Genomic DNA, 15170 nt, shown 5'->3' with positions numbered 1-15170 from the left:
GGACGACTCGAGCACATGGGAATGGACCGACAACCCGGCGCTGTGCGCGGTGGACGTCTCTCGAGACGCGCGCCTCGGCGCCGCGTGGAGCTCAGACTTCGTAGGGTGGGACTCGATCGCCGCAGCGGCCAACCGATGCGAGGAGACTGAAACGGTCTACTCCGGCGTCGGCGACGGCAGCACGACGCAGATCACTCGCTTTCGCTGTGACGGCGTCATGAGCACGCAGACGGAGACGCTCGAGAACATCGACGCCATCGTCGAGTGCATGGCCGGCAACCGAGGCTTCCCGGCCGGTGTGTTTGAGCTGCAGGCCGGCGGCTACGACGTCCCGGTGATCACGCTCACCGACGAGGATCGCCAGGGCACGCTGACGTGGCAACCGAACAACTCTCGCCTCGACGCATACAACTCAACGCGCGGCCTCTACTGGTCACCCTCTGAGAACGCGTTCACCGACTTTGCTCCGCGCGAGGTGACGTCGTTCATCTCCGACGACGGCGGGCAGAAGTGGCGCGACTTCCGACTGCCGATGGTCGACGCCGAGCAGCGCGCCCAGTGGCTGGCCGCAGTGTCGATGAACGTGGCGCGACTCGGTGTGTTCGAGGGAGTGTTCTCGCACCGGGCGCTGGGCGTGAAGCGCGGCGAGACGATCGCCATCACCAACGAGCTCCGGGACTGGGTGGCCAAGGAGTTCCGCGTCACCAAGAAGAGTATCGAGCCGGTGATCGGCGACGACGGCCACGCGATCGGGTTGACGGTGAGGCTCGCTGGCTACGAATCGCTGCCGACGACGTGGCAGGTGGGGCTCGTCGACCTAGTGGACACGCAACCTCGAGCCACACTCGACAGCACCGCACCGACCCCCCTGGCACCGAGCGGCCTGGCCGCCACCGGGCGCGCGGGTAGCATTGCCCTGGACTGGACCAACCCCGACACCGAGGGCATCGCCTACACCGAGGTCTGGCGCGTCGATAGCGCGGACGGCAACCGGGCTAACGCCGAGCGGATCTCGACCCAGACCGGCGAGAGCATGGTCGACGCGTACACGGACCGCGCGACCAACACCGCGATGGGGCCAGACGAAGACTACGACTATTGGGTCCGCAACATCGGGCGCAGCAAAGCAGCGTCCGCCTGGCATCCCTTGAGCGCCACTGCCGGTGTCTCGGCCACGTCTCTGGAGAGCACGGGCGTTCCAGGGCCACCGGGGCCGCCTGGAGCTGACGGTATCGACGGAGCGGATGGACTGCCTGGGGCTGACGGCCAGGATGGTGCTCCCGGGGCTGATGGCGTTCCCGGCCAGGACGGCGCCCCCGGGGCCGATGGGCAAGATGGTGCGCCAGGTGCCGACGGTCAGGATGGCGCCGATGGCACTCCGGCACTAGACCTGCGCAACGACAACCCGACCACCAACGTCCGCGTCGACGAGACTGGAGCCGGCGACTTCAGCACGACGGAGGGTCGCGTGCAGCTCTTCGAGGGCGACAGCGAGCGCACCTCATCCGCGACGCTGTCCTCGACCTCGAGCGGGGGCACCTTCCAGCTCAACACCACGGACGACCAGTTCTTTGTCGGCCCGAAGGGCTCGTTCCGCTTCACCGACGTCACCTCGCCTGGCGGCACGATGATCGCCGATATCACCGCGTCCTACAGCGGGCAGTCGCGCACCGCCCGTGTGACGGTCACCACCTACGTGATCCAGAACCAGCCGCTTGGCATCAGCTTCTCGCCGGCGACGCTGTCCGCGTTCGGGCTCGCTGATGACAACTCGTGGGTGACGATCGGCAGCATCACCGCGAACAACGTGAACGGCGCTGGGCCGTTCGGCTACTCGTGGTCCCTGGATCTCGCTGATTTCCGGTTTGTTGGTGGCACTAGCACGAACACGGTCACGGTCCAGTCTCGGCGCTCCGGTGCCGGCGAGAACATTGGCAACGTCATATGCACCATCACCGACGTCGATAGCAGCTCAGCTACCAAGTCGACAACGGTGTTAGGCGGTCACGGAAGTGGCGGCCCCACCAACCCTGAATAGGAGCAGCTCATGACATCGCAGCCTACCGTCAAGCTACCCGGCTACTGGGGCCCGGTGCTCGCCGTAGTCGCCGCCCTCGGTGCGGGCGGGGCCGGCGGCAGCTACCTAACATCACACCCACAGGGCGGTGGGAACGACGTCCGCACGGAGCTCGCACAGGCCAACGCTCGCCTCGAGGAGATGCAGCGCGCGCTCACCCGCATAGAGCAGGAGTTGCGGAGTCAACGGCAACAGATCGGAGACCTTCGGGAGAAGGTGGCCGGCATGGAGGGCGACTAGATCATGACCGTCGTAAATCTGGTAGGCACCATTCTAGGTGGCTGGCTGCAGCGTCGCGGCCGAATCGCCGAGGCCAAGGCGGAGGCCGCTGTTGAGCGTGCCAAGCGTGTCTCTGATCAGTCTGGGATCAAGGACGAGATCGTCCTGATCATCTGGTCACTCCCGGCCGCGATGGCTTTCATCCCCGGTGCCGCACCCTTCGTGAAGGAGGGCTTCGAGCAGCTTCGGCAAGCCCCGGAATGGTACGTCGTCGGGTACGTCTCAATCTGCCTGGCGATCTACGGCATCAAGCCCGCCGCCAAGCAGATCACCAAGTGGCAGCGCGGGAGGGACGGGAAGGGCGGTGAGGCTTAGGTGCGACGAACCGCCGTGACCTGCTTGCCTGGTTAGCTACCGGTAGAGCGTTGTGACGGTCGCCCTGCCTTCGATGCGGCCCAAGATTCTCGCCAGCGTCTTGTCGGTCTCGGCCTTGGTGTAAATCAGCGCCAGCAACTCCAGCGCGTCAGCCGTGTCGGCGGTCGTTGTGTGTCCTAGGCGCATGAGGTGGCGAGCGTCGCTTGCCATCTGTGTCCACATGCGGATGCGTGGATCGATTGGTTGGGGCATTGGTGAGTCCTCTGTGAGGCGAGGATGGTACTCCAGAACCTCAGAGCGCAGATCACCCATTTCTCAGCCCTAGCGGTGAATTCTGGTGACGCAAGATACGCCGGCTGGCCCTAGTCGAACGGCCACCGATGCTGGCGGCTAGAGTCAGTCTCGCTGCGGCTATTCCTCTGCCTCTAGGTCGGGAGGGCGCTGCGTTCGAAGCGCCTTCACCACAAGTTCGAACTGCTCTTCGAACTTGGCGTTGTTGCTCTCCCAGCCCGTGAAGTCCGCAGCTTGGCGCGCTCGAATGACGCTCGCGAACTTGTGCTTCCACTTGAATAGCTCTCCATCAAGATCCAATGGGATAAGCATCATCTTCTTCTCAGCACGCTCCCGCTCAAGCGCCTTTCCGATCTCGTCCCTAACCCACCAACTTGCTAGCGACTTCTCTGAGCAGCAAACAATCACCTTGTCGCGGACTCGCAATGCTCGGTCGATATCCGCATGGAAGTCATCGCCCGGTAGCACCTTCTGCTCATCTAGCCAGCAGCGTATCCCTCGGCCCTGTAGCTGATCATGCAGTCTGCGAGCGAAGCTCTTATCCTCGCGGTTGTAGCTGATGAAGCAGCTGTAGAAGGATATTGGTTTGGCAAGTAAAGACGGAAGGTACTCGATCCATAGGTCAGGTACTCCGCAGCCACGAAGGAAAACCTCAGGTAGGTTGGGCGCTCCCATTAGTGTCTCTACGCCGAGGCAGGACGGGCCGTGGTGGTTGATCGATTCGATGCCTTTCGTTTCGGTCAGATCCAAGAATCCGAGAATTGTCTCGTCGAGCACCGCTTCCGCAAGGTTCGCCTGATCGAGAATCGCATAGGAAAGGTTAACCGAGGTGAGCTCCGCCCCGCTCAGATTCGCCCTAAAGAGAAACGCATCTTTGAGGTTTGCGCTGTCCAAATGCGCCTCTTCTAAATCTGTTTCTGCGAGGTTCGCCGCAGTGAGGTTGGCCTCTCCGAGGTACGCCCCCCTGAGGTTCGCCCCGCGGAGGTCCGCCTCTCTGAGGTTCGCCCCCCTGAGGTACGCCCCCCTGAGGTTCGCCCCGCCGAGGTCCGCCCCGTCGAGGTTCGCCCCGTCGAGGTGCGCCCCGCTTAGGTTCGCCTGCTTGAGTTCTGGGAATACGTCAGGATTGGCCTCCCTCCACGCGTTCCACTCCAGAACGCTACTCGTCAGCAGCTTGACCTGATCTTCCTTTTTCATCGCTACGGGCTGATCCTCGCAACCGTTGCCTTCCCGTCAATTCTCGCGAGCATCTTCGCTAGGTTCCCCGGCCTCTGCACCTGAGTATAGGCGCTGTGTGTGGCGCGAGTGGGGGAGATGCGCTCCTCAACCTAGGGTTCATTGGACACCTCGACACACCACCTAATGCAACTGGGGCACCCTGGTGAGTGCGTATGCTCTAGCGGGTTCGGGAGGCGGACCTTGGGTCTGATGTGGACGCCACAGAGCATTGTGGTTGTCTAGGTCGCTCGGGACCTACCGCGCTCGTGGACTAGCCGCCGTACAAGGGTAGACGCAAGGTAGACGCAGAGTCGCGCAACTTGCTGATTCTTGGGGATCGTCAGAGAGGCTTTGCGTCGCCCCTGGGGGAGGGGCAAATTGGAGGTAAGCCGCTGATTTAATTGGTGGGCGATGCTGGGATTGAACCAGCGACCCCTGCCGTGTGAAGGCAGTGCTCTCCCGCTGAGCTAATCGCCCTTCCGAGCCGCGTAGAATAGCGACCCAACTTGCCCTCGTCAAAGCCTCCCGAGGCCGAATCGGGGCCAAATCCACCCGAGTCGGCTGCAGCGGCGGCGAACTCCCCGTATCCTCAGCGCTCCGTCGGTCGATGCCCGACCGCGAAGTCCGCTGTTCAGGTCGCTGTTGAAGAGCCATGTCCCCACCCCTGATCGCCCACGTCATCACCCGTTTGACCATCGGCGGCCTCGAGAACGGCCTGGTCAACCTCATCAACGCCATCCCGCCGGAGCGCTACCGCCACGCCATCGTGTGCATGGAGGACTTCACGGACTTCCGCGAGCGCATCCGCACGCCAGGCGTGGAGGTCATCGCCATGCACAAGCAACCGGGGCAGGACCCGGGGGCGCAGTGGCGCCTGTTCAAGCGGCTGCGCGAGATGCGGCCGGCGATCCTGCACACGCGCAACCTGACCGCTCTCGATGCGCTGTTCCCGGCGATGCTGGCGGGGGTGTCGCGGCGCGTGCACGGGGAGCACGGCCGGGATGTGGACGATCCGGACGGCACCAACGTGAAGTGGCAGATCGTCCGCAAAGTGCACCGGCCGCTGGTCAAACACTACATCTCGGTGTCGCAGGACTTACAGGGTTACCTACACGAGAAGATAGGTGTGGCCCCGCGACGGGTTACCCAGATCTACAACGGCGTGGACACGGAGCGCTTTCGGCCGCCGGCGCAGGGGCGCCGGGATCCGTTGCCCGCGGCCCCGGGCTTCGCCGATGAAGAGGCGGTGGTGATCGGCACCATCGGCCGCCTGCAGCCGATCAAGCATCAGATGCTCCTCGCCCGCGCCTTTGCCCAGATGCTCGCGCAGGCCCCGCACCTGCGCGACTGCGCGCGCCTGGCGATCGTAGGCGATGGCGGCACCTTCGATGCTATCGAGCGCTACCTGGCTGAGGCGGGTATCGCCGAGCACACCTGGTTGCCCGGCGCCCGCAACGACGTGGACGTGCTCTACCGCGGTTTCGATCTGTTCGTGTTGCCCTCGCTCGGCGAGGGCATCTCCAACACGATCCTCGAGGCGATGGCCTCCGGGCGGCCGGTGATCGCGACGGCCGTGGGGGGCAACGTGGAGCTGGTCGAGGACGGCGTGACTGGGTGTCTGGTCCCGTCCGACGATGTGCAGGGGTTGGCCGACACGCTGCAGCGGTACGTGGAAGACCCAAGCCTGCGTGCACAGCAGAGCGAGGCGGCGCGCGCCAGCGCCCTTACGCGCTTCAGCATGGACGCCATGGTGGGGGGCTATCTGAAGGTGTACGACGACCTGATGGCCAGCAGGTAGCAGCCACTTCATCCCGGTGCCCATGGGGCGCCGCTGCCGGTATCCTAGGTGCCTTCTCCGCAGCACCGCTTCGAGCCCCCATGACCGTCAGAACCCGATTCGCCCCGAGCCCCACCGGCTACCTCCACATCGGTGGCGCCCGCACCGCCCTCTACTGCTACCTTTACGCCCGCCGCCACAACGGCCAGTTCATCCTGCGCGTGGAGGACACGGACCGGGAGCGCTCCACGCCGGAAGCGGTGCAGGCGATCCTGGACGGCATGCAGTGGTTGGGGCTGGAACACGATGAGGGCCCGATCTTCCAAACGGAGCGCTTCGATCGCTACCAGGAGGTGATCCAGCAGCTGCTGGACGAGGGCAAGGCCTACTACTGCTACTGCTCGAAGGAACGCATCGACAAGGTGCGCGAAGAGCAGATGGCGCGGAAGGATAAGCCGCGCTACGACGGCCACTGCCGCGACAATCCCGACGCGGCGGTGCCGGGCGTCAAGCCGGTCGTGCGCTTCAAGACCCCCCTCGATGGCACGGTCATCGTCGAGGACCAGGTGCGCGGCCACGTGGCCTTCGATAACACGGAGCTCGACGATCTCGTCATCGCCCGCGCCGACGGCACGCCCACGTACAACTTCACGGTGGTGGTGGACGACATGGACATGGGCATCACCCACGTCATGCGCGGCGATGACCACTTGAACAACACGCCGCGCCAGATCCACATCTACAACGCCCTCGGCGCCACGCCCCCATCCTTCGCCCACGTGCCGATGATCTTAGGTCCCGATGGGGCGAAGCTGTCCAAGCGCCACGGCGCGACGAGCGTGATCGAGTATCGCGATCAGGGATATCTGCCCGAGGCGATCCTGAACTACCTGGTGCGCCTCGGCTGGTCCCACGGCGATCAGGAGGTGTTCTCGCGCGAGGAGATGATCTCCCTGTTCGACATCGCCGATGTGAACCAGTCGGCGTCGGCCATCAACCCGGACAAGCTCAACTGGCTCAACGCCCATTACATCAAGACCCTGCCGATGCCGGGGCTGGTGGATGAATTCCGGTGGCACCTGCACCGCCAGGGCATCGCTTACTCGGGCGGCGCGGACGAGCAGGCCGTGTTCATCGCCCTGCGCGAGCGCGCCAAGACCCTCATGGAGATGGCGAACACGAGCCGCTTCTTCTACGAGCCGATCACGGCCTACGAGGAGAAGGCGGCGCGCAAGAACCTGAAGCCCGAGGCGGCGGTCGTGCTGGAGCGGGTCATCGAGGGGCTCGAAGCGCTCGAGACGTGGGAGGAGGGGCCGATCCACGAGGTGGTGGTGGCGGTCTCCGAAGCGCTCGAGGTGAAGCTCGGCAAGGTGGCGCAACCGATACGCGTGGCGGTGACGGGGACGGCGGTTTCGCCGCCGATCGATGTGACCCTCGCCGTGCTCGGCAAGGAGGCGGTGCTGGAGCGGCTCGCGGCCGCCGTGACCTACGCCCGCGAGGCGACTCCGCCGGCGCGTTGAGGGAGCCCACACGGTTGGTTGACCGGTCCGGCAAGCGGGGGTAATCTTGCCGGCCTTGTCGGGGCTATAGCTCAGCTGGGAGAGCGCCTGCATGGCATGCAGGAGGTCGGCGGTTCGATCCCGCCTAGCTCCACCAACGCTTCCAGCACCCGCTCGGACTATCACACGTCCCCTTCGTCTAGAGGCCTAGGACTCCGCCCTTTCACGGCGGCAACAGGGGTTCGAATCCCCTAGGGGACGCCACTTCAACGCGAGCATCGATCGCGCCCGGGCGCGGCCTTGAGGCCGGCCCGACACGCTTACCCGATCAGCCTTAGAGCTTCTTCGCCGGCACGTCGGCGATCGCCGGCCACTTGGCGTCGGCCTTCTCGATGTTGCCGGGGATGTCCTTCTTCCAGGTGGCGTACACCTTGAGGTTCTTGTTCACGTAGAGCTGGCCATCGACGATCTCGAAGGCCTTGCCGTCGACCAGGAACTTCTTGCCGAAGGAGGCGCCGAGGGCGCAGTAGCCGCCGTAGGCGGGGGCGTAGCGCTCGGGATCGGCTGCGAACAGGTCGCGATGCTCAGCGGAGGCGAACTGGTAGTTCGCCCCGCCGTGGCTGGCGGTGAACTCCTCACTGCCGCGCACGGCCTTACCCTCGGTGAAGTAGGCCACGGCGTCGTAGCCGGCGAGGATCACGCCGTTGCGATCGGTGGCGGTGTCGACGCCCGCGAAGGCGGCAGGAATAGCGAGCAGGAACAGGGCGGCGGTCGCCATCAGCTTGTGAAACATGGTGTCTCCTCGGTGGATGTCGGCAGGTGAGCCTTTCGCGCATCGCGCGATTGCGAGGTAGTGGGCGGTGCGCGCGAAAACGTTACGCGCGGGCCGCCGTACGGCACGGCGCGCACTGCGGCAACATGGCACACTACGCGCCTTCATTTACCCCAAGCCTGCGGGAGGAGTTCCGACGATGAGCGAGCGCAGCGTGGACTGGCCGCCTTACTTTTCAGAACTCTACATCCACCGCAAACTCGAACTGGCCCTCGACCTAAGCTTGGCGCAGGTCTCGCCGGCGCTGGAGGCTGAGCTCGCTCCGCGCTTCGCCGCGGCCTTCGCCCACATGCAGGCGCTGGAGTCAGGAGCCATCGCCAACCCGGACGAGGGGCGGATGGTCGGCCACTACTGGCTGCGTGCCCCGGAGCTCGCCCCCAACGGCGAGCTCGGCGAGAGCATTCGCAACACCCGCGAGGCCGTCGCCACCTTCGCTCGCGACGTCTTGGACCAAACGATCCGGCCGGAGCGCCATGACCGCTTTACGGATCTGCTGTGCATCGGTATCGGGGGGTCCGCCCTCGGGCCGCAGCTGCTGGTCGAAGCCTTGGGGGACGCCATCGAGATGGGCGGCCTGCGCACGCACTTCCTCGACAACACGGACCCCGAAGGCATCGACCGGGTCATGGCCCCTTTGCTGCCCTGCCTGGGCACCACCCTCGTGGTGGTCACCAGCAAGTCTGGCGGCACGCCGGAGACTCGCAACGGCATGCTCGAGGTCGCCCACATCTTCGAGTCCTACAACCTGGCGCTCGGGTCGCAAGCGATCGCCATCACGGGCCGCGGGAGTAAGCTGGACTCCATAGCGCGCGAGGAGAACTGGCTGGCTCGCTTCTATATGGAAGACTGGGTCGGTGGCCGAACGAGTCTGTTCAGTGCCGTGGGCCTCGTGCCGGCCGCGCTCGCGGGCATCGACACCGATGCGATGGCGCAGGGCGCCGCCATCATGGATGAGGCGACGCGCATCGCGGACCTCGCCGAGAACCCGGCCGCCCGCCTGGCCCTGGCGTGGTACGCCGCCGGCGATGGCGCCGGGCCTCGCGATATGGTGGTGCTCCCCTACAAGGATTCGCTACTGCTGTTCTCACGCTACCTGCAGCAGCTGGTGATGGAGTCCCTCGGTAAGGCCACGGATCTCGACGGCAAACCCGTGAGCCAAGGCATTGCCGTGTACGGCAACAAGGGCTCCACCGACCAGCACGCCTACGTGCAGCAGCTGCGCGAGGGGCTCGACAACTTCTTTGCGACGTTCCTGGAAGTGCTCCGCGGCCGCGATGGTGACTCGGTCACCGTGGAGCACGACACGACCAGCGCCGACTACCTGTCGGGCTTTCTCCACGGCACCCGCCAGGCGCTGGCCGAAAACGGCCGCCGCTCGATCACCATCACCGTGCCGGTGGTGGACGCTCGCCGCTTGGGTGCCCTGATCGCCTTGTACGAACGGGCCGTCGGCTTGTACGCGCACCTGGTCAATATCAACGCATACCACCAGCCGGGCGTGGAGGCGGGCAAGCGGGCAGCGGGAGAGCGCTTGCACCTCCAACACAGCGTGCTGGCGGCCCTCCGGGGCGCGGACGGCGCCGCCCTCAGTCTCGATGCGATCGCCGCGGCCGCCGGCAGCGACGATCTCATCGCGGTGTTCCAGACCGTGCGCCACCTCGATGCCAATCGGCCCGAGGTGAGGCTCTCAGGTGACCCGCGCGAGCCCGCGAGCCTGCGAGTGCAGTTGACCGCATAGCGCACGCTTCGGCCATCACCATGTCTCGCGAGTCTTCGCCGCCGGCCTTGAGCGCCGGCGTCACCACCCCCCTTGGTGCCACTGTGGATGCGCGGGGGGTGAACTTCGCTCTGCGCGCGCCCGACGCCACGCACGCGGAGCTGCTCCTCTACCGCCACGCGCAAGATGTGCGCCCTCACCAGGCGATCGAGCTCGATAGGTCCGCGCACTTCGATCACGGGATCTGGCACGTGCACGTGGCGGGCGTGGAGCACGGCATGCTCTACACCTGGCGCCTCGACGGCCCCGATGATACGGCCGCGTCCGGCCATCGCTTCGACCCCCTGTGCGAGCTCGTCGATCCCTACGCGCGTGCCGTGGACACGGCCCTCTGGCATCGCGAGGAGCACCTGAAGCAGGGAGCCTCTGCGCGCCATCGCTCGATGCGCGCCATCGTGCTCGATCCCGAGATCGAGCCCGCGCTGGACGATGCACCCCTGCACATTCCCCTAGAGCGGGCGGTGATCTACGAGATGCACGTGGGCGGCTTCACCCGCGGGGCCGGAGCGGATGTCCAGTCCCCCGGCACGTTCCTCGGCGTGATCGAGCGTATTCCCTACCTGAAGGACTTAGGGATCACCCACGTCGAGCTACTGCCCATCTTCGCCTTCGACGAGCAGGAGGTGCCGCCGGGCACCCGTGCCGCGGGCTTGCGCAACTACTGGGGCTACAGCACGCACAGTTTCTTCGCCCTGCACCCGGGCTACGCCACCTCGCCCACGCTGGCGCGGCAGGAGTTTCGCCAGATGGTGAAGGCGCTGCACCAGGCGGGCATCGGTGTGATCTTGGATGTGGTCTTCAACCACACCGCCGAGGGCGGTGCCGGCGGCGCGGTGATCAACTTCAAGGGCATCGGTAACGCCTTCTACTACATGCTCTCGGCCGAGGATCGCCGCCACTACCTCGACTACACGGGCTGCGGCAACACGGTGAACGCGAATCATCCGTGGGTGTTGCGCATGATCCTCGACTGTCTGCGCTACTGGGTGCAGGAGATGCACGTGGACGGGTTCCGCTTCGATATCGCCAGCGCCCTCACGCGCCTTGGCGATGGCAGCGTGCATCACGACGCGCCCGCCGCCTGGGCCATCGAGTTGGAGCCGGCCCTGGCCAAGACCCACCTCATCGCCGAGTGCTGGGATGCGGCCGGGCTATATCAGGTCGGGAGCTTTCCGGGCCTGCGATGGGCTGAGTGGAACGGGCGCTATCGAGACTGCCTGCGGCGCTTCGTCCACGGTCACCCAGGTGTGCATGCGGAGCTCGCGGCGCGCATCACGGGCAGCGCCGACATGTACCAGGCGAGCGGCCGTACGCCGCGCAACAGCGTCAACTTCGTCACCTGCCACGACGGGTTCACCCTCGCGGACCTCGTCAGCTACGAGCGCAAGCACAACGACGCCAACGGTGAGGGCAATCGCGACGGCGGCGACCACAACCTCAGTCGCAACCACGGCGTGGAGGGGGAGACGGAGCATCCTGCCGTTCTCGCCTTACGCGCTCGTCAGGTGCGTAACCACCTCACGTTGCTATTGTTGAGCCAGGGCGTGCCCATGCTCAACGCCGGCGACGAGGTGCTGCGCTCCCAACAGGGCAACAACAATCCCTGGTGTCAGGACAATCCCGTGGGATGGTTCGACTGGGATGCGGTTCGGCGGCAGCCCAATACGCTGCGCTTCGTGCGCGAACTCATCGCCCTGCGCCGCCGCCATGCGAGCCTGCAGCGCCGGGGATTCCTCACCGGCAAGGCCCGCCGCGGGGCGCTTCTGCCAGACATCCAGTGGCACGGGCGCCGTTTGCATCGCCCCGACTGGGAGGACGGTGACGCTCGGGCCCTGGCCTTCACGCTGGCGGGCTTGGCACCCGAGGAATCTCCTCTGCACGTGATGGCGAACATGGCGGAGCACGACCAGCGCTTCATGGTGCCGCGCTACCCGGGCGTGCGCTGGCATCTCGCCGTGGACTGCGCCGCGCAGGCGGGAGCGGACATCTGGGCGCCATCTGAGCAGGTGCCCATCGACGTGACCAGCGGGTGGTGGCTGGTGCCCGCGCACGCGGTCGTGGTCCTGGAGGGGTGGGGCACCGATCCCGTCGATCACGAAGCCGGGGAGACGACGTAAAAATGCGAGCGGGCGCGAACCTTGCGATCACCTGCCGGGCTAGGAGCAGTAGCCGAGCAGGCGTCCGTACGGCAAGTCGCAGTGGTCCGAGCCCGCGCGCCAAAACGGTGATGTACGAGCAAGCAAGTCTCGTGCCGGCTGCGCGAATGTCCTGTGGGACAGGCGGTTTCCCCGTGATCGCGGGGTCCGTTGCGGTGTCATCTGTAAAGTCTCCCGACGTCCCCGCGTCGGCCCAGCTGTGGGGCCACGGCTGATGCGCTGGTACCTCGCCGGGGTCGCCACCTGGTTCGTGCCCCAAGGGATGCTGTCGGTGCTCGTGCCCTGGCTGATCGGCCACCACCTGCACCTCGAGGGGGCGCGCTACTTCGGCTACGCCTACCTGGTCTTCACCTTCCCTACGGTGCTCTGCGTGTTGCTGGGCGGGTGGGTCGCCGATCGCTACGACGAGCGCCGGGTGCTGCTGGTGAGCCAGGGCCTGCTGGGGGTGCTCGCGGCTGGCCTTGGGATCATCACCTTCGCTGGCCACCTCACCTACGCGCTCCTGCTCGCGTACCTGTGCTGCGTTGGTACCGCCTCCGGCTTCGTGCGCCCTGCCCGTGACTCCCTGGTGGGGACGGTATCGGGCGGTCAGATCCAGCGCCTGGTGACGGCGTCCACCGCGGTGCAGTTCGGTGTTCAGATCATCGGCTTTACGCTGGCCGGGTCCGTCGAGCGCACGGGGGCGGCGGTGATGTTCAAGCTCATGGCGCTCTTGCTGCTGACGGGGGCATTGGCTGCCCTGCGCTTGCCCGCGGCGAGCGCGCCGCGCTACCAACAAGTGCGGGAACGCAAGGCGGCGATTCGCAGCCTCCTGCACGAGCCGCTCGCCGTGTTGCGGGCAGCGCCCGGCTTGACTCCCGTGATGCTCATCAACCTGGTGACGGGCATCTGCTACACGGGCGCCTACTTCGTGATCGTGCCCAAGCTGGTGCTGGGCCTGGAGGGGAGCGGCGCTCGGGAACTGGCCTTGACCAACACGGCGTTCATGGTGGGTACGGTGCTCGTCACGGTGGAACTCCTGCGGCGTCGAGGTGTGGCGCGACGCCATGTGACCAACCTATTCCTCTCGATAGGGGCGAACGGTATCGCACTCACCCTGATCTGCCTGTCATCATCCATCTGGGGCATCGTGCTCGGCATGGGCTTGTGGGGGATGGGCACAGGGGTGACGATTTCCTTGGGGCGTACGATCGTGCAGGAGCGCTCGCCCGCCGCTCTGCGCGCGCGACTGCTGGCGATGTACCTGCTGACTTTCATGGCCGGTACGCCCATCGGCAGCCTCGCCCTCGGACTGTTGGCGGAACGCATCGGGGCCGTGTCCGCCGGGGTCGTGGCGGCGACCCTCACCATGCTCGCCACCTTGCTGCTCGCCATGGTCACCGACCTTCGTCGCGCAGATACCTTCACACCGAACGAGGCAGGGATGGGAAGCACCGGTGGATAGGCGAGGGGAACGGGAAGTCGAGTTCGAGCCACGACCGTTGCCGAGCCAGGTCATCGCCGTCTGTGTGGGCAACGTCTGCCGCTCGCCGATGGCGCATGCCTTGCTGGCCGTCGCCTTGCGCGAGCGGGGGTTGGGGGTGCGGGTCAGTTCCGCCGGCATCCGGGCCTGCGTGGGCCTGCCGGCAGATCCCACGTCGATTCAGCTCATGGCAGAACGGGGAATCGATATCAGCGGTCATCGCGGTCGTCAGCTGCTACCGAAGCAGGTGGATGCCGATACCTTGCTGCTGGTGATGTCGGACGATCAGGCGAAGTGGATCCGACGCCAGCGGGGGCGGCTGGCGTCTCAGGTGGCCGCGCTAGGCGAGTTCACCGTGGGCGACATCGACGACCCGGTCGGCGGTACGCGGGGCCAGTTCGAACGCGCCTTGGGCGAGATCGAGGAGGGGATCGAGGCCTGGCTCGCGCGGGGGTGGGCGGTGCCGCGCGAGGCGGGGGCGAACTCGTGATGGCGCCTCGGGGGTTCTCGTCGTGGGCGTCTCGCGCGGTGGCGACCCTCGTCGTGCTGATGGCGTGGGCGGTTGCCCTGTCCGCGGCCGATCGACCGCCCCCTCTGCCGGGACAGATCGGCCTGGTCGTCGACGGTCAGCTGCGCGAGATCAGCGGCTTGGCCGTGTCACGGCGCGATCCGGATCTTCTCTGGGTGCTGAACGACAGCGGCAACGGCGCACGCATCTACGCGATCGCGCGCAGTGGCGAACGGCTCGCCACCGTCGCGGTGCTCGGCGCGCGCAATCGGGATTGGGAAGATCTCACGGCGGCGACCCTCGAAGGGCGTAGCACCCTGATCGTCGGCGACATCGGCGACAACGAAGGCCGACGTCCCTACGTCACCCTGTACCTGGTGCCCGAGCCGTGGGTGGAGGAGGGGCGCCCCACCGCCGCCGTGAAGGTGGAGCGGACGATTCATTTCCGCTACCCCGATGGGCCGCGCGATGCGGAGGGTCTGGCGTTCGATCCCGTGGCCGGGGAACTGTTGGTGCTGAGCAAGCGGGCCGTGCCGCCTGCGCTCTACGCGGTGCCCGTCGCGAGCGATGAATCCTCGACCTCGACCGTGGTGACCGCCCGCAAGGTCGCGGAAGTTGCCTCATTGCCACCCCCCTCCCTGATCGATCTAGCGGCCGACCCACGATTCGGGATCTACGCATCGCAACCCACGGCGCTCGACTACGTGCCGAGCGTCGGTCTGTTGGTGATGACCTACGCGCGTCCGTACCTCTTCGATGCAAACCTGCCCGCGACGCCGGCGGAACTGCTCTCGGCCCCGCCGCGACCGGTGGTGAGTGCGCGCCTGAAGCAGGCTGAGGCAGCCGTCATCGACGGTGAGCACCTGCTGCTGACGAGCGAGCGGCTGCCGTCGCCGCTGTTGCGAGTGCCCCACGGGGTGCGCACGCGGTCGTCGACGGCGGCGGACGACGAGTAGATGCCGGGCGAATAGTTAGCGCGATA

General features: G+C 66.2%; 13 protein-coding genes and 3 tRNA genes. 12 read left to right on the top strand and 4 right to left on the bottom strand.

Going from position 1 to position 15170, the window contains the following annotated elements; translation table 11 throughout:
* From AAF184_04315 to AAF184_04305, 3 genes are all read left to right on the top strand, one after another.
* Positions 1-2038 (top strand): hypothetical protein (locus tag AAF184_04315; protein ID MEO0421533.1); only part of this gene is annotated, 2038 nt, incomplete at its 5' end.
* A 9-nt stretch (positions 2039-2047) separates the two neighbouring features.
* A complete protein-coding gene (locus AAF184_04310) occupies positions 2048-2317 on the top strand; it encodes a hypothetical protein (protein ID MEO0421532.1) in 270 nt (89 codons plus the stop codon).
* A 3-nt stretch (positions 2318-2320) separates the two neighbouring features.
* Positions 2321-2671 (top strand): hypothetical protein, encoded by a 351-nt coding sequence (locus AAF184_04305; protein MEO0421531.1) that lies wholly within the window; start codon positions 2321-2323, stop codon positions 2669-2671.
* Positions 2672-2707: 36 nt separating this feature from the next.
* Here AAF184_04305 and AAF184_04300 read toward each other — a convergent pair whose 3' ends face one another.
* From AAF184_04300 to AAF184_04290, 3 genes are all read right to left on the bottom strand, one after another.
* Positions 2708-2923 (bottom strand): hypothetical protein, encoded by a 216-nt coding sequence (locus AAF184_04300; protein MEO0421530.1) that lies wholly within the window; start codon positions 2921-2923, stop codon positions 2708-2710.
* Between the two features lie 159 nt (positions 2924-3082).
* Positions 3083-4156 (bottom strand): toll/interleukin-1 receptor domain-containing protein, encoded by a 1074-nt coding sequence (locus AAF184_04295; GenBank protein MEO0421529.1) that lies wholly within the window; start codon positions 4154-4156, stop codon positions 3083-3085.
* 423 nt (positions 4157-4579) lie between these two features.
* Positions 4580-4654 (bottom strand) — tRNA-Val (locus AAF184_04290).
* A gap of 175 nt (positions 4655-4829) precedes the next feature.
* Here AAF184_04290 and AAF184_04285 point away from each other — a divergent pair.
* From AAF184_04285 to AAF184_04270, 4 genes are all read left to right on the top strand, one after another.
* Positions 4830-5975, top strand: coding sequence for a TIGR03088 family PEP-CTERM/XrtA system glycosyltransferase (locus AAF184_04285; protein MEO0421528.1), 1146 nt, complete (start codon positions 4830-4832; stop codon positions 5973-5975).
* An 80-nt stretch (positions 5976-6055) separates the two neighbouring features.
* Entirely contained in the window at positions 6056-7474 is a 1419-nt protein-coding gene (gene gltX / locus AAF184_04280; protein MEO0421527.1) for a glutamate--tRNA ligase, read from the top strand.
* A gap of 60 nt (positions 7475-7534) precedes the next feature.
* Positions 7535-7610: transfer RNA gene (locus AAF184_04275), tRNA-Ala, on the top strand.
* Positions 7611-7641: 31 nt separating this feature from the next.
* Positions 7642-7717 (top strand) — tRNA-Glu (locus AAF184_04270).
* 70 nt (positions 7718-7787) lie between these two features.
* On the opposite strand, the gene AAF184_04265 is transcribed toward AAF184_04270, so the two are convergent.
* Entirely contained in the window at positions 7788-8246 is a 459-nt protein-coding gene (locus AAF184_04265) for a YHS domain-containing (seleno)protein (GenBank protein ID MEO0421526.1), read from the bottom strand.
* A gap of 178 nt (positions 8247-8424) precedes the next feature.
* Between AAF184_04265 and AAF184_04260 the strand changes: the two genes are divergently transcribed.
* The 5 genes from AAF184_04260 (at position 8425) to AAF184_04240 (ending at position 15144) form a co-directional block, all read left to right on the top strand.
* Positions 8425-10023, top strand: coding sequence for a glucose-6-phosphate isomerase (locus AAF184_04260; GenBank protein MEO0421525.1), 1599 nt, complete (start codon positions 8425-8427; stop codon positions 10021-10023).
* 20 nt (positions 10024-10043) lie between these two features.
* On the top strand, positions 10044-12179 hold the full coding sequence (glgX, locus tag AAF184_04255; GenBank protein MEO0421524.1) for a glycogen debranching protein GlgX: 2136 nt from the start codon (positions 10044-10046) through the stop codon (positions 12177-12179).
* Between the two features lie 253 nt (positions 12180-12432).
* On the top strand, positions 12433-13662 hold the full coding sequence (locus tag AAF184_04250) for an MFS transporter (GenBank protein MEO0421523.1): 1230 nt from the start codon (positions 12433-12435) through the stop codon (positions 13660-13662).
* Positions 13655-14170 (top strand): low molecular weight protein-tyrosine-phosphatase, encoded by a 516-nt coding sequence (locus AAF184_04245; GenBank protein ID MEO0421522.1) that lies wholly within the window; start codon positions 13655-13657, stop codon positions 14168-14170. Before AAF184_04250 ends, AAF184_04245 begins: the two co-directional genes overlap by 8 nt.
* Positions 14171-14208: 38 nt before the next feature.
* The gene (locus AAF184_04240) at positions 14209-15144 is read left to right on the top strand and encodes a hypothetical protein (protein MEO0421521.1); all 936 of its coding nucleotides are present in this window, start codon (positions 14209-14211) and stop codon (positions 15142-15144) included.
* Positions 15145-15170 lie beyond the last annotated feature (26 nt).

It is taken from the genome of Pseudomonadota bacterium, from assembly GCA_039815145.1.
Lineage (GTDB): Bacteria > Pseudomonadota > Gammaproteobacteria > Steroidobacterales > JBCBZW01 > JBCBZW01.
The sequence above is the reverse complement of the archived record's forward strand: the minus strand, read 5'-3'. Positions and strand labels throughout refer to the sequence as shown.